22 protein-coding genes are annotated in these 24,150 nt (G+C 50.1%); 7 read left to right on the top strand and 15 right to left on the bottom strand.

The genetic code is table 11. The features are described from left to right. The first annotated feature begins 20 nt into the window (after positions 1 to 20). The 5 genes from AJ81_RS03520 to AJ81_RS03500 are packed head-to-tail and all read left to right on the top strand — an operon-like array spanning position 21 to position 3,923. The gene (locus AJ81_RS03520; RefSeq protein ID WP_031502221.1) at positions 21 to 992 is read left to right on the top strand and encodes an ABC transporter permease; all 972 of its coding nucleotides are present in this window, start codon (positions 21 to 23) and stop codon (positions 990 to 992) included. Continuing rightward, complete coding sequence (locus AJ81_RS03515) at positions 992 to 1,996, top strand: ABC transporter ATP-binding protein (RefSeq protein WP_031502222.1); 1,005 nt, start codon at positions 992 to 994, stop codon at positions 1,994 to 1,996. Before AJ81_RS03520 ends, AJ81_RS03515 begins: the two co-directional genes overlap by 1 nt. Next, the gene (locus tag AJ81_RS03510; protein ID WP_031502223.1) at positions 1,986 to 3,158 is read left to right on the top strand and encodes an ABC transporter ATP-binding protein; all 1,173 of its coding nucleotides are present in this window, start codon (positions 1,986 to 1,988) and stop codon (positions 3,156 to 3,158) included. Before AJ81_RS03515 ends, AJ81_RS03510 begins: the two co-directional genes overlap by 11 nt. Beyond that, the gene (locus tag AJ81_RS03505) at positions 3,145 to 3,564 is read left to right on the top strand and encodes a hypothetical protein (protein ID WP_144316872.1); all 420 of its coding nucleotides are present in this window, start codon (positions 3,145 to 3,147) and stop codon (positions 3,562 to 3,564) included. The genes AJ81_RS03510 and AJ81_RS03505 overlap by 14 nt, the downstream gene beginning before the upstream one ends. Continuing rightward, a complete protein-coding gene (locus AJ81_RS03500; protein ID WP_031502226.1) occupies positions 3,561 to 3,923 on the top strand; it encodes a hypothetical protein in 363 nt (120 codons plus the stop codon). The genes AJ81_RS03505 and AJ81_RS03500 overlap by 4 nt, the downstream gene beginning before the upstream one ends. Here the strand turns inward: AJ81_RS03500 and AJ81_RS03495 are convergent. The 11 genes from AJ81_RS03495 to nagA are packed head-to-tail and all read right to left on the bottom strand — an operon-like array spanning position 3,852 to position 16,308. Beyond that, positions 3,852 to 4,466, bottom strand: coding sequence for a CPBP family intramembrane glutamic endopeptidase (locus AJ81_RS03495; RefSeq protein WP_161687849.1), 615 nt, complete (start codon positions 4,464 to 4,466; stop codon positions 3,852 to 3,854). The genes AJ81_RS03500 and AJ81_RS03495 overlap by 72 nt on opposite strands. Next, complete coding sequence (locus tag AJ81_RS03490; RefSeq protein ID WP_031502230.1) at positions 4,450 to 6,240, bottom strand: TIGR03960 family B12-binding radical SAM protein; 1,791 nt, start codon at positions 6,238 to 6,240, stop codon at positions 4,450 to 4,452. Before AJ81_RS03490 ends, AJ81_RS03495 begins: the two co-directional genes overlap by 17 nt. Further along, a complete protein-coding gene (locus tag AJ81_RS03485) occupies positions 6,237 to 7,889 on the bottom strand; it encodes a penicillin-binding transpeptidase domain-containing protein (RefSeq protein WP_081708875.1) in 1,653 nt (550 codons plus the stop codon). Before AJ81_RS03485 ends, AJ81_RS03490 begins: the two co-directional genes overlap by 4 nt. After that, positions 7,876 to 8,289, bottom strand: a complete 414-nt coding sequence (locus AJ81_RS03480) for a hypothetical protein (protein ID WP_031502233.1) — start codon at positions 8,287 to 8,289, stop codon at positions 7,876 to 7,878. The genes AJ81_RS03485 and AJ81_RS03480 overlap by 14 nt, the downstream gene beginning before the upstream one ends. Continuing rightward, positions 8,277 to 9,248 carry a 2-hydroxyacid dehydrogenase gene (locus tag AJ81_RS03475; RefSeq protein WP_031502234.1) on the bottom strand — a complete coding sequence of 324 codons (972 nt, stop codon included), beginning with the start codon at positions 9,246 to 9,248 and terminating at the stop codon, positions 8,277 to 8,279. The genes AJ81_RS03480 and AJ81_RS03475 overlap by 13 nt, the downstream gene beginning before the upstream one ends. A gap of 10 nt (positions 9,249 to 9,258) precedes the next feature. Next, positions 9,259 to 10,098 carry a GNAT family N-acetyltransferase gene (locus AJ81_RS03470; RefSeq protein ID WP_031502235.1) on the bottom strand — a complete coding sequence of 280 codons (840 nt, stop codon included), beginning with the start codon at positions 10,096 to 10,098 and terminating at the stop codon, positions 9,259 to 9,261. 12 nt (positions 10,099 to 10,110) lie between these two features. Beyond that, positions 10,111 to 10,515 carry a flagellar export chaperone FliS gene (gene fliS / locus AJ81_RS03465; RefSeq protein WP_031502237.1) on the bottom strand — a complete coding sequence of 135 codons (405 nt, stop codon included), beginning with the start codon at positions 10,513 to 10,515 and terminating at the stop codon, positions 10,111 to 10,113. After that, a complete protein-coding gene (locus tag AJ81_RS03460) occupies positions 10,512 to 11,093 on the bottom strand; it encodes a hypothetical protein (protein ID WP_031502239.1) in 582 nt (193 codons plus the stop codon). The genes fliS and AJ81_RS03460 overlap by 4 nt, the downstream gene beginning before the upstream one ends. 5 nt (positions 11,094 to 11,098) lie before the next feature. Further along, on the bottom strand, positions 11,099 to 11,626 hold the full coding sequence (locus AJ81_RS03455; protein WP_031502241.1) for an NUDIX domain-containing protein: 528 nt from the start codon (positions 11,624 to 11,626) through the stop codon (positions 11,099 to 11,101). Beyond that, on the bottom strand, positions 11,607 to 15,158 hold the full coding sequence (gene smc / locus AJ81_RS03450; protein WP_031502242.1) for a chromosome segregation protein SMC: 3,552 nt from the start codon (positions 15,156 to 15,158) through the stop codon (positions 11,607 to 11,609). The genes AJ81_RS03455 and smc overlap by 20 nt, the downstream gene beginning before the upstream one ends. A gap of 16 nt (positions 15,159 to 15,174) precedes the next feature. Then, positions 15,175 to 16,308, bottom strand: a complete 1,134-nt coding sequence (gene nagA, locus AJ81_RS03445) for an N-acetylglucosamine-6-phosphate deacetylase (protein WP_031502244.1) — start codon at positions 16,306 to 16,308, stop codon at positions 15,175 to 15,177. An 87-nt stretch (positions 16,309 to 16,395) separates the two neighbouring features. On the opposite strand from nagA, the gene thrS reads away from it, so the two are divergent. Together thrS and AJ81_RS03435 are read left to right on the top strand one after the other, a co-directional pair. Then, positions 16,396 to 18,315 (top strand): threonine--tRNA ligase, encoded by a 1,920-nt coding sequence (gene thrS, locus AJ81_RS03440; protein ID WP_031502246.1) that lies wholly within the window; start codon positions 16,396 to 16,398, stop codon positions 18,313 to 18,315. A 3-nt stretch (positions 18,316 to 18,318) separates the two neighbouring features. Further along, entirely contained in the window at positions 18,319 to 19,197 is an 879-nt protein-coding gene (locus AJ81_RS03435; RefSeq protein WP_031502248.1) for an HD-GYP domain-containing protein, read from the top strand. Here AJ81_RS03435 and AJ81_RS03430 read toward each other — a convergent pair. From AJ81_RS03430 to AJ81_RS03415, 4 genes are read right to left on the bottom strand one after another with little or no spacing between them, the layout of a single operon-like run. Continuing rightward, positions 19,174 to 19,653, bottom strand: coding sequence for a hypothetical protein (locus tag AJ81_RS03430; RefSeq protein ID WP_031502250.1), 480 nt, complete (start codon positions 19,651 to 19,653; stop codon positions 19,174 to 19,176). The genes AJ81_RS03435 and AJ81_RS03430 overlap by 24 nt on opposite strands. Before the next feature lie 2 nt (positions 19,654 to 19,655). Further along, the gene (ruvA, locus tag AJ81_RS03425; protein WP_051368797.1) at positions 19,656 to 20,222 is read right to left on the bottom strand and encodes a Holliday junction branch migration protein RuvA; all 567 of its coding nucleotides are present in this window, start codon (positions 20,220 to 20,222) and stop codon (positions 19,656 to 19,658) included. Positions 20,223 to 20,226: 4 nt separating this feature from the next. Beyond that, the gene (locus tag AJ81_RS03420) at positions 20,227 to 21,549 is read right to left on the bottom strand and encodes a bifunctional folylpolyglutamate synthase/dihydrofolate synthase (protein ID WP_031502252.1); all 1,323 of its coding nucleotides are present in this window, start codon (positions 21,547 to 21,549) and stop codon (positions 20,227 to 20,229) included. Continuing rightward, positions 21,546 to 24,134 (bottom strand): valine--tRNA ligase, encoded by a 2,589-nt coding sequence (locus AJ81_RS03415; protein WP_031502255.1) that lies wholly within the window; start codon positions 24,132 to 24,134, stop codon positions 21,546 to 21,548. Before AJ81_RS03415 ends, AJ81_RS03420 begins: the two co-directional genes overlap by 4 nt. Positions 24,135 to 24,150 lie beyond the last annotated feature (16 nt).

Here is a 24,150-nt window from a genome sequence, read left to right as displayed (position 1 = left end):
AGTGATCGAAAGTGACTGAAATGGTCGTTGCTGAACCACTATGGAAAATCAGACTGAAGCTTTGGGTCAGATCGTTCAGGACCGGCTGGGAGCTGTTCAAAGAGAAGAAGCTCGCCCTGTTCGGCCTAGGTGTGATCATATTCTTCGCCATCTTCGGCCTGTTGTATCCCCTTTATCCCGTAATAATGAAAAATCTGTTCTGGAAAGATGATCCCTTCGGTTATCAGACCTTCATGCCATACGATCCGATCATAGGTTTCGATCCAGACATAGTGAGTCATCCATCTCCTCCTTCTTTGAGACATCCACTGGGAACCGATCCGCTCGGTAGGGACATCTTATCGATGATCATGTACAGTACACCGAGGGAGTTCGTGCTGGGTATCACTGCGGCGCTCATCACCGTGATCATAGGCACGATCATAGGTGCCAGTGCGGCGTACTACGGTGGCGTTATAGATACGTTCTTCATGAGGCTTGCGGACATCGTCATGCTGTTCCCGAGTCTGGCTTTGCTGATGGTGCTGAGTGCCTTCATAGAGCTGACGTTGTTCAGGCTTGCACTAATAATGGGGGTTTTGGCGGGATTCGGTTCCATAACGCTCGTTCTCAAAGCTCAGGCGTTGACCGTGAAGGTGAGACCTTTCATAGACGCAGCGAAGTCGACTGGTGCGAGCGATGCTTACATCATATTCAGACACATCATACCGAACATCTTGCCCCTCTCTTTTCTGTACATGATGTTCAACGTCACCGGTGCCATTTTCACCGAAGCGGTGCTCTCCTTCCTTGGGTTGGCCAACATACGCATGAGCTGGGGTGTGATCATCCAGATGGCAGAATCCTCCGGATACCTCATGGGCGCCAGCATTGGAATGTACTGGTGGCTTTGGTTACCTGCTGGTGTCTGCATCACACTGCTGTGCTCTTCTTTCTATTTCCTTGGACGCGGACTTGAAGAGATCGTCAATCCAAGATTGCGAAAGAGGTGATGCAGGTGCTTCTGTCGGTGCGAGATCTGAGAATGTATTACAAGACAAAGATGGGCTATGTAAAGGCGGTGGATGGTATAAGCTTCGATCTGGATCAGGGGGAGAGCTTGGGCATAGTCGGTGAATCTGGCTGCGGAAAAACTTCTATATCTATGACGATACTCAGACTGCTTCCCGACAACGCCGAGTTCAAAGGCGGTAGCGTGCTGTTCGATATGGGCAACGGGCCTGTGGATCTGGTGAAGTTGCCCGAATCGGAGATGAGAAAGTACAGATGGCGTGGTATCTCGATGATATTCCAGGCCGCCATGAACTCGTTGAACCCCGTTTACAAGGTGGGCGATCAAATCATCGAAGCCATTCAGAACCATTTCCCCGACATGCCCTTGGACAAAGCCAGAGAGAAGGTTGCAGAGCTGTTCACCCTCGTTGGTCTCGATCCGTCGCGCATGGATCAGTACCCACACCAGTACAGCGGAGGTATGAAACAAAGAGCAGTCATCGCAATGGCTCTTGCGTGCGATCCAAAAGTCATAATAGCGGATGAACCAACGACGGCCCTCGATGTCATCGTTCAGGACAGGATCTTGAAAGAGATAAGGAAGATCCAAAAGAAGCTGAACATGGCGATGATATACATATCCCACGATATCGCTGTGATTGCGGAGGTGAGCGACAAGATAGCGGTGATGTACGCTGGCAAGTTCGTCGAACTGGCCGACGCTGTGACGATCTTCAAACGTCCCATGCACCCCTACACGTACGGGCTGATGCATGCTTTCCCCAGCACCGTCGGTGAGAAGACAGAACTGGTGACGATACCGGGTGAGCCACCAAACCTGTTGAACCCACCGAAAGGTTGCCGTTTTGCTCCACGATGTCCCAAAGCAGATTCCCTTTGCGAGGATGTGGAGCCTGAGTACCGCGAGGTGGAGAAGAACCACTTCGTGGCGTGTCATCATCCTGTTCAGCCCAAAGAGGTGGTGCGTTTTTATGCAGACTAACGATGTGGTGTTGAGGATAGAGAATCTTCGAAAGTTGTTCCCTGCGGAGCGCAAGATCTTTGGAAAGGTGAACCTCTTTGTTCATGCCGTTGACGACATAAGCTTCGAAATACGCAGGAAAGAATCCCTCGCCCTGGTGGGGGAATCCGGTTGTGGAAAGACTACCACAGGAAGGGTGCTGGTCGGTCTTGAAGAACCGACGTCCGGGAGAATCGTGGTCGAACAGGAAGATGTGACACCACTCTTGTACGAGGACGAATCGGCCGCGAAGAGGTACGTGCGCGAGACTTACGTGAAGAGATTCTCGAGTATGAGCGACGAGCAACTGAAATCGCTCACAGGAATCGATGCCATGTATGCGCAGAGATTCATGGACCTCGGCAGGAACGAAGCGAAATTCGTCGACGAACTCCTCCAGAACCGACGTGAACGTGTCTGGCAAATGAGACGCAGGATCCAAATGATCTTCCAGGATCCGTACGAGTCGTTGAACCCGCGTATGACCATATTTGACATCGTCGCCGAACCTTTGAACATACACGGCGTGGGGAATCTGAAAGAGAGAGAAGAGATGGTGGCGAAAATGCTTGCTGACGTCGGGTTGACGCCACCTGAGACCTTTATGTTTCGTTTCCCGCACGAGCTGTCAGGTGGCCAGAGACAGCGTGTGGCGATAGCCAGAGCGCTCATATTGAATCCTTCCTTTGTGGTTGCCGACGAACCGACATCGATGCTCGATGTCTCAATAAGAACAGGAGTCATGAAACTCATGATGAGACTCGCCGAGGAACACGATATGAGTTATCTTTACATCACTCACGATCTCGCGGTTGCCAGGTACATGAGCAACGATATTGCGGTCATGTATCTGGGAAAGATCGTCGAGAGGGGACCAACCGAGGAGGTGCTGAAGAACCCATTGCACCCGTACACCCAGGCGTTGCTCGCCGCCGTGCCGATACCGGATCCTGAGATGAAAAGGGGTGAACCAAACATAAAAGGTAGTGTCCCGAGGCCCATCAATCCACCGCCTCGGTGCAGGTTCTTCGACAGGTGTCCCTACGCGGTCAAGTTCTGCGAGGTTAACGACCATCCTCCTCTGAGAGAGGTCGCTCCGAAACATTTCGTGGCCTGCTATGTTGTCTCCGGTGAAGCGAGTTGATCTTCGAAAACTCGTTTTCTGGATCGCACTGACCCTGGTGGTGATGAACTACACCGCTGGGGTCTTCGTTTACAGAAATTACGCCCGAAAACTCTCCAACGCTAAAGCCCTTTGCACGGTCAGATTCGAGGACGGTTCAATCGCCGGGAAGATCGTGGTTGAGGGTTTCGAGGGATTGAAGATCCGTCCTGTGGATTATCAGGTTTATTTTTACGACAGGAGGGGGAACGTTCTGAAGATGGTATCCAACTCGATGTTCGGCCGATCCGAAGTCGAATTTGTCACAAGCGCCTGGACAGGTTACGAGCAAAGAGACTGGCACGCAGAAGGCTACAGCAACGTTTCGGTCGAATGGCTCTGGTTGAAGCTTAATCTGTTTCTACCTTTAGAGGTGAAGATTGAGTGAAAAAGATCGTGTTCTTTGCGATCGTGATGGTCATCGCTTACCATGCAGCGGTGTTCGAGTTACTCTTGAACAAATTTTCACCTTTGCCGGCGAGTCTCGTCTGGATACTTTCGCTCGTGCTGTCCTGGTGGGCCGGTCATGGGCTTGGACATTTTTCGAAAACTCTGTGGGTTCTGGGGCTTTCCTTTGTTGTCGCAGGAATTTTGAGCTACATTCTGATAGGTCATTACATGAAAGAAACACTGCAGTTCGTCGTTCAAACGCTGACGATGAAGGCTGTTTCCGTTTCATTGCTTCTGTTTTTCACCGCCACGGTCATGTCGGCGTTTTTTGGTTTCATGTTCAAACCAAGGAAGTAGGATCCCCAAGCAGTTGTTGATCACATGGCAAAACACCGCAGAGAACAAACTCTTCGTCGCGAGTGTGGAGTTGGCGAAAACGAAACCCACGGCAAACCTGTAGATCAGATTGTAGAAAGAAAAAGACTCGAACTTCGAAACCACGTTGAACAGATGAAACACAGAAAACAGAATTCCGTTGAAGAACGCGTTCGGGAAAAGAGCGAGCAAAGTTCCCCTGAACAGAAGTTCCTCTGAGACTGGCAGTAACAAACCCAGCGTTAGAAAGTTGATAACTGTGGGCCTGAGCTGTACACTGGCTGCCGCTGCTCCAAGGAATCTTCCCAGAAATATGGTCAGTATGAAAAGCAACGCGAAAGGCAGAAACCCTTTCAGATGCGGTGAAAAATCGAAGATCGGGTTTCTAAGATAGACGAAGACCGCATAGCACACCTGTGCGACAGAAAGCCCCACGAGTCTCAACTTTGGTTTGAAGAATCTGCACAGATTTTGAACGGTGAAGAATCCCACAACGATGATGGTAGCTTCAAGAAGTCTGAACAACATCTTTCTCCAAAACGTTCCTCACCGTGGAATTGCAAACTCCACAAGCCTGACAGACTGACCTACAGTCTAACGTTGTTTCGCCCCGAAGAGCCTTCTCGAACTCTTTCGCGAGGTAGGCTCTATCCACTCCAATGTCGATGTGGTCCCAGGCTAAAGGCTCATCGAGCGTTCTTGCCCTCAGCTGTTGCTCCACGTCCATCCCAATTGTTTCTAACGCCTTCGACCATTTCTGATAGTCGAACAGGTTTTGCCAACTGTCGAAACATGCCCCTAACTCGTACACGCTCAAGACGGCCGAGAACGTCTTCCTATCACCTCGTGAGAGGATCCCCTCGATCAAACTCATCTTCGGATCGTGAAAATCGATCTTCGCAAATCTCTTTGCTTGCAGTAAAATTCTTCTTGCGTGTTCGAAGTACTCCGGACCTTTCTGCTCCGCGAATTGGAACGGCGTGTGGGGTTTTGGGATGAACATCGCCACGGACAGGGTGACGAGGTCGAAACCGATCTGTTTTGCAACCTTACTCATCGATACTATGCCTCTGAGATCCTCGTCCGTTTCCGTTGGCAACCCAACCATGAAGTAGAGCTTCACCCTGCGCCATCCGTTGTTTCTGGCAAGCTGCAGCGCTCTGACGAAATCTTCCTCCGAGACGTTCTTGTTGATCACGTTTCTCAATCTCTGGGTACCCGCTTCGGGTGCAAAAGTCAAACCCGTTCTTCTGGCACCTCCAACGTTGTTCGCCAGCATCACACCGAAGGCGTCCAAGCGTGTGGAAGGTATCGAAACGGAGATCGTTTTGGTGTCGGAAACCTTCTTCAGCTCCTCGACCATCGACGAGATGGCAGTGTGATCGGCACTCGAGAGCGAAAGCAGCCCAACCTCCTCGTATCCCGTGCACGTGAGGGCGTTCAAAATCTCATCGAGGACCTCGGCCGAAGGTTTTTCCCTGACGGGTCTGTAGATAAAACCGGCTTGGCAGAACCTGCATCCACGCGTGCAACCCCTCATGATCTCGACGGATATTCTGTCGTGCACGAGCTGCATGTGCGGTACGATGCGTTTGGTCAACTTCTTAACGAGGATGGGTTCGATCCTCCTCTTCACCCTCTCTGGCACGTCTCGCGAGAGTGGTTTGGGCGGTGTGGAACCATCGTAGAACGAAGGCACATAGACACCTTCGATCTTTGAGAGGGCCTTGAGCCTTTCATGACGTCTCATGCCCTTGGTCTCTATTAGGACCTGTGCGATTTCCCTTGCAATGCCCTCTCCGTCTCCGACCACCATCGCGTCGAAGACCGGTGCGATGGGTTCAGGGTTCACGGTGCACGGTCCACCGGCGATCACGATGGGGTCTGTATCCGCCCTGTGCTCGGCCAGAAGGGGTATCTTAGCCAGATCCAGGGCATGCAACACGTTTGTGTAAATCAGTTCGTGCTGCAGAGAGACACCCAGCATGTCGAGATCTTTCACGGCCGTTTTCGATTCTATGGTGAACAGGGGAAGGTTTCTATCTCTCATCATGTTCATCATGTCGATCCACGGCATGAAAATACGCTCAGCCCATACATCCTGCATATCGTTGAGGACATCGTAGATGATTGCCAGACCGAGGTTCGACATCCCTACCTCGTAAACGTCTGGGAACAGAAGTCCCACTCTCAGCTTCACACTCGAAGGATCCTTGATGGTTTGATTGTACTCACCGCCGATGTACCTCGAAGGCTTCTCGATGCGATCCAGTATTCCATGAAGCATCTTCAAGATCATTCTCTCAGCTCCCAGTAACGTTCAAGAATCTTTCTTGCCATTGGCGCCGCAGCCTCACTGCCAGTACCCGCGTTTTCCAAAAGAACAGTCACAACCACCTGTGGTTTGTTGACGGGACTGAAGCCGGCGAACCAGGAATGCGGTTTTTCACCCGCTTTCCCCATCTCAGCCGTTCCCGTCTTACCGGCCACCTCAAACCTTGCGCCCTTGAACGCTTGGTACGCCGTACCCTCATCGGCGGGACCATCTTTGTACGAGACAACTTCGACCAGGGCTTTCACGAGAAAATCCCAGGTTTTGGGTTTCACATCGACCGTGTAGGATACCATAGATTCGACCTTTTCCATCACTTTGGTGTTCGGATCGAAAGTTCCAAGCAGCACGTGCGGCGTGTAGCACGTTCCCCTGTTCGCTACTGTGTTGAAGAAATTGAGAATCTGTAAAGGTGTCAGAGTTATGAAACCCTGACCTATACCGCAAAGGATCGTGTCTCCGGGATACCAGATCTCTCCGTACCTTCTTTGTTTCCATGCCGGATCAGGGAACAGTCCCTCAACCTCACCGGGCAGATCTATATTGGTGATAGAAGAAATTTTGAATTTGTCCGCCCAGGCCTTCATTTCGTTGATGCCCAGTCTCAGGGCGAGCTCGTAGAAGAAAACGTTGCAAGAGACGCGTAGCGCCTTTCGAAGATCGGTCGTTCCGTGACCCGGTGCGTACCAATCTTTGTACACCCCAGCAATCTTGCCACTTGAGGTTCTGTATTCGTAGTAACCGTGACAATCTATGGTGAGGTCATCTTCACCTGTTTCAAGATAGGCGATCGCATAAAGCGGTTTTATAACGGACCCAACAGCGTAGAGAGCACTCGTTGCCCGGTTCAAAAGTGGTGCATCGGGATCGTTAACGAGCCTGTCCCACTGCCTCGGTTCGATGCCACTGGCAAGAACGTTTGGATCAAAAGTTGGGTGCGATGCCAGCGCGAGGATCTCACCGTCCACCGACTGAACCAGTATCACGCCTTTGGTTTTTGAATCACGAAGGAGCGTTTCTGCATACTGTTGAAGTTTCGAATCTATCGTCAAAATTACATCCCCTCCAGGGAGTGGCGAAGAGGTGAGCAACCTTCCCAGAACCCTGCCGGATGGAGAAACACTGACCAGCTCATAACCTGGCTTGCCCTTCAGAAATGTATCGTACTGTTTTTCCACGCCAGCAACACCGTTTCGAGATGTGTCCACGTAACCAACCACATGCGGTGCCATTCCGTTGTACTTTCTTATGTATTTCTTTTCTACGTAGACGCCAGCGCGCTGAAGTTTGATAGCCTCAGCCTGTGTGACGGTAAGCCGGCCCTTGAGCACGAGTTCTATCTTTCTCTCAGCGCCAACGATTTTTTCGACTTCGTCGAAGTCCGTTGCCAGCGTTGCGTGTGCGATCAACGTTTCTTCGTCCCAAGCGAGAACCACGCCGTCTCTGCTGAGAATGCGTCCGCGGGGTGCTTCCAAACTTTTCACCTGGATTCTCAGCGATTCAACATAGTTTCTGTGCGATTTGTACTCAACCACTTGAAGCACGAACGCCCTGCTGATCAAGATAACGAAGGGTACTATGAGAAGCATGAGCAGAACGGCATCAGACCTCTTCAATTTTGACCCTCCAGAGGACCAGAGACAGCAGTGAGACGAGTACAGAACCTATCCAGTTGCTTTTCATGAACATGAAAGTCACACACAGTGAAAGTGAATAGATGGCAAAAGGGAAGAAAGGTTTCAGGAAGTACTCGCGCCAAAGCAGAGACAGTACATACAGGATGAAGACAACGATATGACCAACGCTCAGATTCGCGAAACAAGCTATCGAATGAAACACGAGTACACTCATCACGCGGATCGGATCAAGACTGGATTCGAACCAGAGGTACTCCAGGACTAAATAGAAGACTATCGACGGAAACAGATCGAAGAATGCTCCATCTACGACGATACAGAGCATTCCAAAACCGAGCAGGAACAAGCTCCGCGAAAAGTGAGACCTCAGTATTCCCACTCTGGATCCACCCTGTTCGTCAGTTCGCCCGTAAGGATGTACTTTTCGAGAATTTCGAACGTTTCGTTCATCAACCCCCTCGAAGCTTCAGGGCAGTATCCTCCAACGTGTGGTGACATCACCACGTTACGCAGCGTGTTGAAAGGAAATCTACTGGGCAGGACGCACTCTTTTTCAGAACTCGGATACACGTACCAAGTATCGATCGCCGCGCCGGCAAGCACACCGTCGCTTAGGGATTCGAACAGAGCTTCTTCGTCCAGAAGCTCACCTCGAGAAACGTTGATCAAGAACTTGCCCTTCATCTTAAAGAGTCTTTCTCTGTTGAACAGGTTCTTCGTTTCTTTCGTCAACGGCAACGTTATGAAAATCACATCGCTCGTTTCGATCGCCCAGTCCAGATCGGATGTCACTCTATCTTTCACTTTTGGTGCAGACCTTTTCACGGCGACAATCTCGCAAGAGAACGGCTCCAGAAGCCTGGCGAGGTTCTGACCGATGTGTCCAAAGCCCACGATACACACACGCTTTCTCTGCAGGCTGGTCCAGTAGTCCTGTTCTCCCCCACGCACGGCATAACCGTGCCAGACGCCGTATCTCAAATCGCGATCGTACTCCACAACTCGCCCAAGCAATGCCAAAGCCAGAGCAATGGCCCTTTCGGCGACGGCGAAAGCGTTGGAATGACAGTTGCAGACCTCTATCTTTTTCTCCCTGATCGCATGCCAGTCCAAGGCGTTGACTCCCGCCATGGGAACGATTATCAAACGGAGGTTCTCCGCTTTGTGAATGTGCTCAGCCGACAGTCTGCCTGTCACTATCACGTGGGCCGATCTCAGAAGATCGTCCAATGTTCCATCCTGACGAGTTTTGAAAGAAACATGGGGATATTTGTTTTTCATCTGCTCCATCTTTTGAAGCCATTCGTCATTCAGCCTGTTCAGAAAGAGGACCTGCACCTTGATCACCTCAGAGTTGAAGCAACATTTCGTACTGTTCGAAGAGCGGTTGAAAGCCAGCCTGCTCGGCTGCACGATAAAGTGGATCGTCCTCAGGAACGTTGCCAACGAAGCAAACAGATCTTTCTTCGACTTGACACACGTAGTTCACAGCTTGCTCGAGAAGTTCTGCGTAGATGCTCTCATCGTTGATCGGTGAGCAATCGACGATGAACGCGTTTTCTTCACCTTTACCCCACACCACGTATCCTGCAAGTCGTTGTCCTACTCTGGCCATTTTGTATCTGTCACCCGAAAGCAAGAGCGTAAGAGGTTCTCTCTGCCAGTTTGGTCGTCTGGAAAGTCTTACCATCGCCTCGAGTGCGCTCTTGTGGATCGATTCTCTCTCTGTCTTGAGAAAACGGATGGATGGCCTGGGATTCGGAACGTTCTTGATCATGGAAACGAGCCTTCTTGTGACTCTGAATCCGAACTTCGAATAGAACTTCACGACCTCTTCCTGGCTTGCGAGAACTTCCAACACGACACTTGAAACCCCTCTGTTCCTCAGCACATCGAGTGCGAAGGAGAGCATCTTTCCACCGAGACCTTTTCCTCTCTCTTCCTTGATCACACCCATCGAGTCGATTCTTCCTCTGCTTCTCCTCACGCAGCACAGGATGAATCCCACGGGTCTGTCATCTTTAAGAAAGACGTAAGAATCAGACAGTGAGATGGAATTCTCACGCACGTCCTGATTGAAGGAAAACAGATCCCATTCGACGTGCAGTGGATAATCTTCAAAAACCTCGTTCACCAAGTTCAAAAGTCTCAAAGTGGGAAACTCGGAAACTTTCACCGTTTCGTACATGAGTTCACCCCATCACACCGAGACGCTGAACCCCCCCTGAGGTTTCTTGTCGACGCTGGCGGACTTCATCGCTGTTCTCCATGCTTCCAGCAGTTCTTCGAAATATCCCAGGATTTCGTCAATTTTCTTGATATCTTTCTTGATGTTCGCTTCCACCAACGTCCTGTACATGTACAGATAGAGTGACCTCAAAGACTCGGCGATTTGGCCTCCTTTTTCCATGTCCAAAGACGCGTTCAGTTCTATCACTATGTCCTGTACCCTCTTGATCCTTTCGTTAGCCTCCAGAAAGAGCTCTTTTTCGATCAATTCTTTCGCCTCTTTCAGCAATTCTACGGATTTTTCGTAGAGCATTTCTACCAACTTCGCCGGGCTGGCGGTCAACACGGCGTTCTCGAGGTACTGATCCTTCATCATGGAATCTTCGCCTCCCTCAATTTCGAGAGAGCCTCTGTGAACAAGTTCGAATAGAAACGCATCACCTGCGGCATGTCGTTCTCCAAACACTCTGCTATCATCGCCATGTTCTGTTGTTCCAAGGCTTGCAGGAAACTCTTCAGTTTGGAAACCACCTGTGAACTGTCGCTGGTCCCCATCGGTACGATCGCCTGAACGCTCTGCCTCAGATCGTCTAACGCCGAAATGGCGTTGGACAGATCCTCGATGTCCTTGAACGCTTGGGGCTCAAGTTCTCTGACCCTTGCCGCCACACCTGGAAGCAGACCAATCACCGTGTCTATGTAACGCAGCACGCTGGGCAACATTTCTTCGAGATAATCTTGAGGGGTTGCGAACTCCATGACGATGTTATCATTGTCCCGCAATGGTTCAGACAGTCTTTCCGAGAGTTTCTGAGTCTCGATTCTCTCATCGTTTATGGTGATCGTCTTCAAGACCATGCCCTTCGGTGCGACGTGTTCGTAGAGCTCACCCAGGTCCTTGAAGTCTTCCTTCGTGAAAACCATTTCCTTGCCGTTCAAAACAACTCTCACCACGCTTTTCAACTCCTTTTCAAAAATGCGATGGACAACAGAGCGATCGTCTTCGCGTCCGTTATCTTTCCTTCCACACACATTTTGAATGCGTCTTTCAACGGTAGTCTGATCGTCTCCACGATCTCGTCGAAGTCGAGTTCCTGCTCCGATTGACTCAGCTGTTCTGCAATGTAAAGGTGGATCTTTTCGTTTGAAAAACCGGGACTCGTGTATATGAAACCGACGTAGTGAACTTTGTCCGCTCTTATACCCGTCTCTTCTCGAAGTTCTCTCAGGGCACATTCTTCTGGATCCTCACCCTGATCCAGCTTTCCTGCCGGGACCTCGATCAACACTTCCCCAACGGGATATCTGAACTGCTTCACCAGAACCACATCGCCGTTTTCAAATACTGGGAGCACGGCCACCGCTCCCGGATGCAAAACGACCTCCCTGAAGGAAGTTCGATCGTTCTCGAGCAACACTCGATCGACCTTGACCGTGATGATTCTACCAGTGAAAACGACTTTGCTCTCAATTGTCTTTTCTTCCATACAACTCCTCCTGAACACTCAGAGTCTCCAACTCTACAGGAACGACGTTTGACACACCATCCACCATGGTCACCCCGTGCAGAACGTTTGCTGCTTCCATGACGACCTTGTTGTGCGTGATCACTATGAACTGTGCACGATCTTTGTTGATCGTGAGCATCCTTTTGAACCTTTCTGCGTTGAACTCGTCGAGCGCAGCGTCGATTTCGTCGAGCACGTAGAATGGGCTCGGATTGACCTCCATGAGCGAAAACAAAAGTGCGATGCCCACGAGCGATTTTTCTCCTCCAGAGAGCAACTGAAGCTTCTGAACCCTTTTTCCAGGTTTTTTCAGGGATATCTCGAGGCCCGCCTCGAGTAAATCCTTTCCGGATTCTAACCTTATCTCACCTTCTGCGCCGGGGAAGAGCTGGGAAATGTAGCGCGAGAAGGCCGCGTTGACTTGCTCGTAAACGTCCATGAATCGTTTCCTCGCTTCCTCGTCGGTTTTTTGAATGAGTTCCTCGATCTTCTTTTTCGACTCCTCGAGATCTTTCTTCTCCACCGCGAGTTCCTCGTACCTTCTTTCGACCTCGTTGTACTCGTCGATGGCTGTGAGGTCCACCGGCCCAAGGTACTTGATCTTGTTCTGCAGATCCTCCATCTCGTTCTTCAGCGATTCGAGAGTTTCTTCAGTGAGTTCCTCGACTTGTTGTGCGGACTCGATATCGATTTCCTTCAAGTGCTGTTCAATCCTGTTCCTGACTTCCTGAATCAGAAGCTCGAGGTGGTGCGAGTTTTCTCTGAGCTTTTCTCTCTCTTCTTTTAGTTCGTTCATCCTCATTTCTATATCGTTCAACTGTGCAAGTTTTTGATCTTTGTCCATCCTCTGCATTTTCATCGATTCGAAGAGTTCTTCCGTTTCTTTGCGTATAGATTCGAGTTCTCTCGAGTTCTCCAGAAGCTCGAGCTTGATTTTCTCTATCTGCGTTTCGAGCTCTACGCTCTGTTTTTGAAGGTTGACTTTCTCCTCCGTTGATTTTTCTATCTGGTTCTTGATCCTCTCCAGTTCCGATTCGTAGTGCAATCTTTTCTCCAAAGCCCCGGTGAGTTCCGCCTTCAGTTCCATGTACTTGCTGGAGATCTCATCCAGTGATTGTTTCTCGAGCTGCAACTCCTTGTCGAAACTCTCGATATTCTTCTGAAGTTCTTCGACCTGACAGCGCACCTCGTCCAGTTGATTGAAAATTTCTTGTTTTCTGAGCTTCAAACCCTCAGAACGGCTTTTGTATTCCCGCTCGAGTTGTTGCAGTGAATCGAGTTCTTTCTTCACATCCTCAAAGGTTCTGGAGAGTTCTTCTATCATCCTTTTATTCAAGCTGTCCTGCGTCAAAACTTCCACGAGTTCCTTCTCGACGAGTTCGTGATGTCTCTTCAACTCATCGAGCTCCTTCTCTATTTGCCTCAACTCGGAATCGAGCTGTCTTTCGACAGACATCAACTGCACTCGTTGCGACGCTATCTCGTTGAGCTTAGCCTTTCTGACAACGAGCGAATCACTCCTGTCGTAGGGTGTTTCTCCACCCGTGATGGAACCGTGTGGTCCGATGAGTTCTCCTTCAAGTGTCGCGATCCTGCACCTCAATCGGTATTTTCGCTTCATGTCTATGGCATCTTCCAAACTCTTGACAACTATGTCGCTTCCAAACAGATAGTTCGGCAGACTCGAGAACTGAGGCGAGACTGTGACCAGCTGTGCGGCGTAGCCCACGAACCCCGGATGGCTCTCCACATCCCTCAACCTTGCGAACTGTGATTCTATCAGATCTAATGGTAAGAACGTGACTCGACCTATTTTCTCTCGCTTTAGCCATTCTATGATCGTTTGGGCGTCTTCCGCACGCTCCACGACCACGTGCTGCACGGCGCCACCCAGGAGAGCTTCGATCGCCCTGGCATGTTCGAGCTGAAAGTTGAGGAGGTTTCCCACCACGTCGTGTACGTTGTTGAACTCTCCCTCAGCCTTTCTGGCGAAGATGGCCCTCACTGCCCGAGAGTAACCTTCGTAACTCGCTATCAAACTGCGGAGCCTTTTCTCCTCTTCGTCCAGGTACCTCAAGTTTCTCTGAACGTTCTCAAGCTTCGCGATCAACTGCTCGCGCTGAACCTTCAACCGATTGGTCTGCGTTTCGATTTCTTTGAGTTCTTCCGAGAGCCTGTTCTTACGATCACTCGTCTTGCTGGACTTTTCGAACAACGTCGAGAGCTCGTACTGAAGTGCGTTGAGTCGTTCCACCTTCGACGTTAACTGTGCTTGGAGCATCGAGATCCTTTTTTTAAGGTCTTCCATCGTTTCATCCAGCTTGTTCAGCTCGTTCTCCAGTGAGATTCTTTTCTTCTCCATTGACGCAAGCTGTTCTCTCAAAAGTAGCGCGTTCTTTTCCTTTTCTGAGTATCTGGAAAGTATGTTCTGCCTCGTTTCTTCGACCTGTTTCAGTTGTTGTTCCTTCTGTTTCACTTCCTCAAGAAGGGCTTTGAAGATGAGACTGAGTTCATCTTTCCTTTTTTTGAGCTGGGACACTTGTTCGTCGATCAGGTAAGTCTTGGTCGTGAGTTCAACGTAATGAGCCTCCATCTCACTCAATTTTTTGCTGTAGATCTCCCTCATTTCAGTCAGTGCGGTTTGTCTCTTCTTGTAATCTTCGAGCAAATTCGTGAACGTTTCTATTTCCTTGTCCACGTCGGCAAACTCTTCTTTCAGTGCAGACCACTGCGATTCAAGTTCTATGATTTTTTTCTGAACCTGGTTGATCTTTTCTTGGTTTTCGCCGAATTGCGTTTCGAGATTTTCCAGTCTCTTGAGGTCTCTCTTCAGGACGTTTCCGAAGAAGAATTTTCTTACCTGTTCAAGCCTTTGCGAGTACTCCACGTAACGTTCGGCCCTCTTGGCCTTGAGGTAGAGGGATTTTCTCTGTTTGTCCAGCTCGATCAACAGATCCTCTATGCGCGCCAGGTTGTTGGAGACGTTCTCGAGTCTCACGAGGGCTTCTCTCTTCTTTTCTCTGTAGAACGAGGTGCCCGCCGCCTCTTCAAAAAGCATCCTCATCTCCTGTGGCATCGCGTTCGTGATGCGTTCTATTTGTCCCTGTCCGACTATCGAGTACAGTTCTTTGCCCACACCGGTTCCCGCAAACCTTTCGTGGATATCTTTCAGTCGAACAGGTTCGCCGTTGAGCATGTAGACGTTCTTTCCGTCAGAGGAGAGAGAGCGCGCAACGCTGAGCGTATCACCGTCGTGCTCGAAAACGAGTTCAACGTAGGCGAAAGAGCCAGCGGGTGTGCTGCTCGATCCTGCGAAGATGATGTCGAATTTCTCTTCCGCACGGAGCTGTTTCATCGATTGTTCTCCAAAGACCCAGCGAATCGCATCGACAACGTTTGATTTTCCCCCACCGTTCGGGCCAACTATCGCCGTGATCCCCTCCGAGAAGTTCAATCGTGTGGGCCTGGCGAACGATTTGAAACCGTGCAAAAACATGCTCTTGAGTCTCACCGTCTTTCCCCCTCATTCAACGCCGATGAACCAACTGGCCATCCACGTAAAGTGCCAGCGGTGTGAGTTCTTCATCCAGTGCCACGATGTTTGCAGCCATCCCTTCCGCGATCAGGTTGGGCTTCATCCCACTCGCTTTGCTCACCGTGAAACTCGCCATGACGAGAGCAGACCTGAGCGGTATTCCAAGACCGAAGACAAGATTCTTGACCGCACGATCGATCGTCAACGTGCTTCCCGCAAGAACGTTTTGCCTGCAGAGCGTGGCAACACCCTGTTTGACCTCGACCTTCATTTGACCGAGTTCGTAGATGCCATCTTCGAGTCCCGTGGCGGAAATGGAATCGCTGATCAACAGGGTCTTGAAAGGCCCCTTAGTTTTGAGAACGATCTCGATTGACGCTGAATGAAGGTGCACCAGATCGCATATGATCTCACAGTGCACGTTCTTGTTCGTCAGAATGGCTCCAATCACGCCGGGTTCTCTGTGATCAAACGGTCTCATCGCGTTGAACACGTGCGTTGCCCGGTTCGCTCCTGCCTCTATCGCTTGCAGAGTCTCTTTGTAGGTGGCGTTCGTGTGTGCGATGCTCACGACTATTCTATGCCTTCGCAGTAATTGGATCGTCTCTTTTGCACCCTCAAGCTCCGGTGCGATGGCGAAAATTTTGACGACATCGCCGTACTCAGAAACGAACCTTGAAAGCTCCTCGAGATCAGGTTCCTTGAGCAAATCTTTCCTGTGTGCCCCGCTCTTCACCGGACTCAGATAAGGTCCTTCGACATAGAGGCCACCGATCTTCGCTTTCAGCATATCACTTTTCATTGCTTGTCTGACAGTTTCCGCCACTTTTGACAAACTGTTGAACGTGTCAGACACGGTCGTTGGAAAGAAGAGTCCAACGCCATGCTGCGCGTAGAATGCGGAGAGTTTCAGAAAATCTTCGACTGTCGCGCTCATCACATCTATGCCGACCGCACCATGCGTGTGGCTGTCTATGAATGCGGGGGCAAGGATGGGATATCTCTGTTCCGCCACGAGCCTGCTTTTCCCTATGGATGTGATTCTGCCGTTTTCGATCGTGACACAAACGTCTTTGAACTCTCTCAGCGGTGTGAACAGCCGTTTGGCCCTTATCCTCAACCTCATCACTCCGCAATCGAAAAATTTCTTGGTACATCACTAATTATGATAGCACCTGTGTGGTAATATTAACTTAAAAAGGGAGGTGTCGGAATGAAGCTTTTCATAAAAGACGTTGGAGAATTGGAGCTTCAAGCTCCCATCAGTGTCGGATCTCTTGCCGAAAAGCTTGGACGCAAGACGGTGATAGCCGCAATCCACGATGGAAAGCTTATCGATGTACGTGATGAGGTGGAGGAAGGTCAGATCGAGTTCGTCACACTCGACCATCCCGTGGCGCCACAGGTGTACCGGCACACCATGTCTCACATCATGGCGCAGGCGGTGATGAGAATCTTTGGTGAAGATAAGGTTTTACTCGGCATAGGTCCGGTCATAGAGAACGGCTTTTACTACGATTTCGAAATCATCTCCGGGAAGATCGTAGAAGAGGATCTTCCGAAGATTCAAGAAGAGATGAGAAAGATAATCGAACAGGATCTCCCCATAGAACGCTTCACGATGAAGAAAGATGAAGCCGTCGAGTTCATGAAACAAAGGGGGCAGAAGTACAAGGTGGAACTGTTGAGCGAGATGCAGGAAGAAACGGTGACGTTTTACAAGCAAGGAGAGTTCGTGGATCTGTGCAGGGGTCCTCATCTACCATCCACCGGGATCGTGAAACACTTCAAGTTGTTGTCACTCTCCGGAGCTTACTGGAGAGGAAACGAGAGCAACCCCATGCTCCAGAGGATATACGGAACAGCCTTTGCGAGTGAGGAAGAACTGAACAAGTATGTGGAGATGATCGAGGAAGCCAGACGGAGGGATCACAGAAAACTCGGCCCTGCACTCGGCATATTCTTCATCGACCACGATCACGCACCGGGCATGCCCATTTTCACACCGGCAGGTACGGTGATCCTGCGCGAACTGATGAATTTTTCGAGGGAACTACACTTGTCGAGTGGTTATCAAGAGGTCATGACACCCCTGGTGATGAGTGAGAAGCTGTGGAGGATGTCTGGTCACTGGGACCACTACAAGGAGAACATGTATTTCACCTCGAAGGAGGATCAGAACTTCGCCATAAAGCCGATGAACTGTCCAGGGCACATACTCATCTACAAGAACAAACCAGTGTCTTACAGAGATCTGCCGATCCGATACTTCGAGTTCGGTAGAGTCCACAGGTACGAGAGAAGCGGAGTACTTCACGGTTTGCTGCGCGTGAGAAGCTTCACCCAGGACGATGCGCACATCTTCTGCAGAATCGATCAGATAGAACAAGAGATCGTTGGAATCATCAGACTCATAGAGCGTATCTACGCGCAGTTCGGTTTCGAATATTCGGTTGAGTTGAGCACGATGCCAGAGGATCACATGGGTGACGTGGAAACTTGGAACATGGCCACAGAATCGTTGAAGAACGCGTTGGAATCGATCAAACTTCCTTACGTGATAAAAGAAGGAGAAGGAGCCTTCTATGGACCAAAGATAGACTTTCACGTGAAAGATTCCATCGGCAGGATGTGGCAGTGCGCAACCGTACAACTGGATTTCCTCATGCCCCAGAGGTTCGACCTTTATTATGTGGATGCCGATGGCTCGCAGGTCAGGCCGGTCATGATACACACGGCCAAATATGGAAGCTTGGAAAGATTCTTGGGCATACTCATCGAACATTTTGCTGGAGCTTTTCCCACCTGGCTTGCTCCAACGCAGGCCGTGGTGCTACCAATCTCCGATCGGCACAGACACTACGCGGAGCAGATCGTTGAGAAGTTCTCGCACAGTGGGGTGAGAATCAAACTCGACGCACGGCATGAAACACTCTCTTACCGAGTGAGGGAATCTCAGACGATGAAGGTGCCTTACATGTTCATCGTGGGTGACAGGGAGATGAACGAAAAGAAGATCTCCGTGAGGACGAGAAAGGGTGTGGATCTTGGAGCGAAGGATATCGATGAGGTGTTGAACACCGTCATTGAGGAAATCAGAACGCGTTCGTTGAAGAATTTGTTAGAGGGATGAAGGATGGTGTGCACGGTGCTGAAAGAAAAGGATGATCTGACTGAACGATTCGAAAAGCTCTGTTCTGCGGAGGAACCGTTGTCCAATAATCTGTTCATAACCGATGCGTTTCAACCAGATTTGTCGCCACAGTTGGTCGTGCGAAAAGATTTCGTCGAACTGTACGACTCTGGAAAACTCGTGGCACGATTCGCGAACGACCCAAATGCTTACGATTCGATCTGGACGTTCGTCAAGTCTTACGTGGACAAAGAAGACGGCAAGGCCGCTTTCACAAGCTACAGGTTCGCAAGGAAGGTGGTCAGCGGGATCTTACAGGCGATGGTCGTGTTGATGGAAGTGGAAGATAAGGAGGGTTTCAGCCATTCCCAAAGGGTCACACGCTTGTGTGTGGAGATGGGTAAAGAACTGGACCTGGACGAAAAGGAACAGGCGCTTCTTCGAGAATCAGCAATGCTTCATGATGTTGGCAAGATAGGCATCGAGCAGCTCATGATGTACACGCCAACGCGGATCAGGATCTTCGAAAACATGCCCCAGGATCACACCGTGATGGGGGCGATCTATCTCTCGTCGATCGAGTACCTCTGGGACGTCGTTCCTGCGGTGAGGTCACACCACGAACGGTGGGACGGAAAAGGTTATCCGGATGGACTCAAGCAAGAAGAGATACCGTTGTTTGCAAGGATCATAGCCATCTGTGATTACTTTGACGAACTCACGCACTTCGTGACCTCCGAATGGGGCACAGGTCCAAAGACAAAACAGGAAGCCCTCGAGATGATAAAAGTTCAGAGCGGAAAAATGTTCGATCCGAAGTTGGTTGAAATCTTCCTCAAGATGATGGAAAAAAAAGAATCAAGCGATCGCGTTGAGAAATAGTCCCAGTGGTTCGAGCAGCATCTGAACGAGCTGGAGCGGCAGGTTCATGGCCATCTTGAGCAACTGGATCTGCTGCTCCAGTTTCTCTCTTTCTTCTGGTGTTGCGAAGGTCAGCTGATTTTCAAGTTCCCTTATTTTTTCCTGTATGTGCTGTTTGTACTGATTGTCTGCTACGGCATCGTTTTGCGTTCTCTCACCAGGATAGTACACCCAGACGGTAGTCCTACCCGCCACCGCTGCGAGGAAAGAACCTCTCTTTCTCAGATCGAGACTGATACCGCCCTGTATGATGACTCCGCCTTCTCGTTCAACTTTTCGCTTGAAATAAAGCCAGTTGCTGATCTCCTGAGTGAGCACGCGCAAAACGCTTCGACTGGCCGAAGCGGTGTTCCATAAACCAAGCTCTCCAGGATCGAGTCTGTAACCAAGCGTTGGGTTCGACACAGGCTCGAGCATGCTCACACCTTCTTAGAGAGCAGTCTCAACGCCTCCTTGACGATCTGCTCAGCGTTCATGTTCGGTTTAAAAACTCTTCTCACCGCATCTCGGGCCTCGGATCTCGAAAAACCCAGCACCGTTAGAGCCTCAACTGCATCGAGGTACTCTCTGTTCATCGTGAAAGTGATCGAAAATTCCTCATCTTTCAATTCCGAAACGAGTCTCTCAGCCGTCTTTCTACCGATTCCGGGTACCTGAGACAGTCTTTCGATGTCGCCACTCTTGATCATGTAAACGAACTCATCAGGCTCAACCGAAGACAGAATCTTCAGAGCCGTCCTGTGACCCACTTTTGAGACCCTGGTGATTTTCTCAAACACCTCAAGTTTCTCTTCGTCGAGAAATCCGTAGAGTGTGAACCCGTCCTGATTGAACTCGAGATGTGTGTGAAATCTGACTCTTTCACCAGCCTTGAGTGATTGTACTGTTTTGCTGTCGCAGTGGATCTGGAAAACGAAATCCGTCACACGCAGCAGCACGACGTTTCCTTTTATCCCTTCAACCTCTCCGTAGACTGCGACAAGCAAGGGCTCACCCCGCAATCGTCCACTCCGGCTCCAGTTTGCCGTCCAGAACGTAGTCTCTCACATAACCCACCAAGTACAGTGAGCCTGTGATTATTATCGTCGACCAGCCCTCTTCTTTTAGTGTTTCCAAAGCTTTTACAGGATCGGGTTCGAAAGAAACGTTGTCGTTGTAACTTCTTGCTATCTCGTAAGTTTCTTGAGGATTGGTGGCACGGTGAGAAACAGGTCGAGTGATCATGAGCCGTTCGAACAACGGAGCGATCTGTGAAAGGACACCAACTTTATCCTTGTCATCCAGTATGCCCACCAGACCAGCCAACCTTTCACCTTGCAAATACGTGTTCACGGCTCTTTTCAAACTCGCCGCAGCTGGTGCGTTGTGTGCGCCGTCGAAGATGTACCTTGGTTTCTCACCAGCAACTTCGAACCTGCCAGGATGAGTTGTTTTCTTGAGCGCCCTTCGAACAGCTTCTTCTTTCACTTCGAAACCCATCCGGTCTGCGAACAACAAGAACGTTTGAAGGGCCACGGAGGCGTTCAAGAACTGATGTTCACCGTTCAGCGTGAGTTCGAGTCCTTCAAAGTTTTTCAGACCTTTGAAATCGAACCTGTTTTCGTTGAGCTTCATCTGCATGTTCTCATAAATGAAGTCCCTGCTGAGAAGATGAAGCTCACTCCTTTTCTCCTCGCAGACTTTTTTTATCACCTCAACGGGCCCGGGTTTGGTCTCACCACATACGGTTGGGATCGAATCCTTTATGATACCGGCCTTTTCGAAGGCGATCTTTTCGAGCGTGTCACCGAGGATATGCATGTGATCGTAACCGACCGTGACGATGACGGCCACGTCACTCTTGAGAACATTAGTCGCATCGAACCTTCCGCCGAGACCAACCTCTATCGCACCCGTTTCGACCTTCGTTCTTTGAAAGATACAAAAGGCCATCGCGGTCGTGAACTCGAAGAAGCTGGGTTTGTGTGCCTCTCCTTTCTGATCCATCTGCTTTGCAAATTTTTGAACTTCCTTGAAGCATTCCAGATAGAGCTCGTCTGGGACAAATTCTTCGTTCACGAGAATTCTCTCTTTGAAGCTCGACAAATGTGGTGAGTAGTAAGCGCCAGTCTGGAAACCATGTTCGATCATCAAATTGCTCAGCAGTTTTGTCACTGAGCCCTTACCGTTGGTCCCGGTGACGTGAACGCTGCGAAAACTGTGCTGTGGATTGCCCAGAAGTTCGCATAGCTCTATGATTCTCTCGAGTCCCAGTGTGATTTTACCCGAAGGCCTTTCTTTGTAAATGTATTCGAGCATTTCAAGGTAAGTCATGATAGATCATCCAGAATCTGTCTGAGAATCTTCAACCTTTCCTCTGTTTGCGACAGCTTTTGCTTTGCTTCGTTCACAGCGTTTTCCGGCGCGCGTGTCAGGAAGTTTTCGTCCGAAAGCTTCTTCAGCAACCATTCTCTGTCCTGCTCGAGCTTCGAGATGTTTTTCTCGAGTCTTTTGATCTCTTCTTCGATGTTCATACCTTCTACGTCCACATACACGTGTAAATCACTCGAGATAAAGGCTGTGGCACAGCGTTGGGGTTTCCTTTCTGTGTAGATGATGTCTTCAACGAATGCAAGATGCTTCACATACAGTGCTTCCTCATTTAAGAGCATTCTTCCGACGACGAAAAGTTTTACGGCCTGTTTGGCAGGTATGTTCAGCTCAGCCCGTATGTTCCTGACACCTTTGACGATCTGCTGGATGGTTGAGAAGGATCTTTCGGCTTCATCGTTCAGGAAGTTTTCCTCGAACTCAGGCCACGGTGCGATCACGATCGACTCCATAGCGATGGGAAGGCGTTGCCAGAGTTCCTCCGACAGGAAAGGCATGAAGGGATGCAGCAACCTGAAACTCACATCGAGCACCTTGACGAGCACGTTCTGGACGATTCTTCTGGCGTCCGAAGAAAGTCTTGGTTTCGCACATTCTATGTACCAATCGCAGAATTCGTCCCAGAAGAAGTCATAGAGTGCTTTCGCTGCCACGTTGAAATCGTAGTTTTCCAAGCCGTTTGTGACTGTCTGAACTGTCCTCTGAAGCCGAGACAGGATCCATTTGTCCGCAGTGTCGAGCCCGTCCAGACTGAGAGGTTCAAAACCATCGAGGTTCATGAGGACGAACCTGGTTGCGTTCCAGATTTTGTTTGCGAACTTCTTGTAAGTGTCGAAGTATTTCTCGTCCAGTTTTATGTCGACTCCCTGAGCGGCAAGGATGGCGAGTGTGAACCTGACTGGATCGGTCCCGTACTTCTCGGCCATGTCTATCGGATCGATGCCGTTGCCAAGGGATTTGCTCATCTTCCGTCCATATTTGTCGCGTATGAGTTGATGGATGTAAACGTGGCTGAAAGGTTTTTCACCCATGAACTCATAACCCATCATGATCATTCGAGCAACCCAGAAGAAGATGATGTCAAAGCCTGTCACAAGAACCGAGGTAGGATAATATCTCTTCAGATCTTCTGTTTCATCCGGCCAACCGAGAGTGGAGAAAGGCCAAAGGGCGGAGGAAAACCACGTGTCGAGCACGTCTTCATCCTGCTTCAGATTGCTCGAACCGCATTTTGGACAGTTCTTCGGTTCTTCCTCCTCGACTATCGTTTGCCCGCAATCTTGACAGTACCAGACGGGTATCCTGTGGCCCCACCACAACTGTCTACTTATACACCAATCCCTCACGTTGTACATCCAGTGCAGATAAACCTTCTTCCATCTTTCGGGAACGAACTGCACCTCGCCAGTTTCAACGGCTTCTATCGCTTTTTCCGCCAATGGCTTCATGCGGACGAACCATTGGTCCATCAACCTTGGTTCCACGGCCGTTTCGCACCTGTAGCAATGACCTACAGAGTGCGTGATGTTCTCGACTTTCAAAAGATAACCTTCGGCTTGCAGGTCTGCAACAATGGCCTCTCTGGCTTTATACCTGTCCAAACCTCTGTACTTTCCACCGTTCTCGTTCACCACCGCGTTGTCATCGAAGATGTCTACCATGGGCAAGCTGTGGCGTTTCGCAACTTCGAAATCGTTCGGATCGTGAGCCGGTGTGATCTTCACCGCACCGGTCCCGAACTCTGGATCAACGTACTCGTCCGCCACGATCTGCAAAACCCGGTTCACGAGTGGCAAGATGGCTTTTTCCCCGACCAGATGCTTGTACCTCTCGTCTTTCGGATTGACGGCAACGGCGGTATCGCCGAGCATCGTTTCCGGGCGCGTTGTGGCTACCACGATGTAATCGGATGAGTCCAGCAATGGGTACTTGACATAGTAGAGCTTTCCCTGGGTTTCTTCGTGTTCAACCTCATCGTCTGCGAGCACCGTCTTGCACCTGGGACACCAGTTCACCATGTACTTGCCCCTGTATATCAAATCCTTCCTGTAGAGCTCGACGAACACCTTTCTAACCGCGCGCGAAAGGCCCTCATCGAGCGTAAACCTCTCCCTGGTCCAATCCACGGACGCACCAAGCGTTTCAATCTGTTGTCTGATCTCTTTTCTGTACTTTCTGGCCCATTCCCACACGACCTCGAGGAACTTCTCTCTTCCAAGTTCTTCACGAGTCAAACCTTGCGAAGCCAGATGTCTCTCAACGGCGTTCTGTGTGGCTATGCCTGCATGATCTTCCCCGGGAAGCCAGAGTGTGTCGTAACCTTTCATCCTCTTGTAGCGAACGAGGATATCCTGCAAAGTTATGTTGAGGGCGTGTCCCATGTGGATGCGCCCTGTGATGTTGGGGGGTGGAATGACTATGACGAACGGTTCCCCGACTCCAGTTGGAGTGAAGTAGCCTTTTTTTAGCCAAAAATCGTACCATTTTCTCTCGATCGCTTCGGGAGTGTAGCGAGTACCAAGATCCATGTCCCTTCAGCACCTC

Source organism: Pseudothermotoga hypogea DSM 11164 = NBRC 106472 (genome assembly GCF_000816145.1).
Classification (GTDB): domain Bacteria; phylum Thermotogota; class Thermotogae; order Thermotogales; family DSM-5069; genus Pseudothermotoga_A; species Pseudothermotoga_A hypogea.
This window is presented reverse-complemented; position numbering and strand designations above follow the sequence as displayed.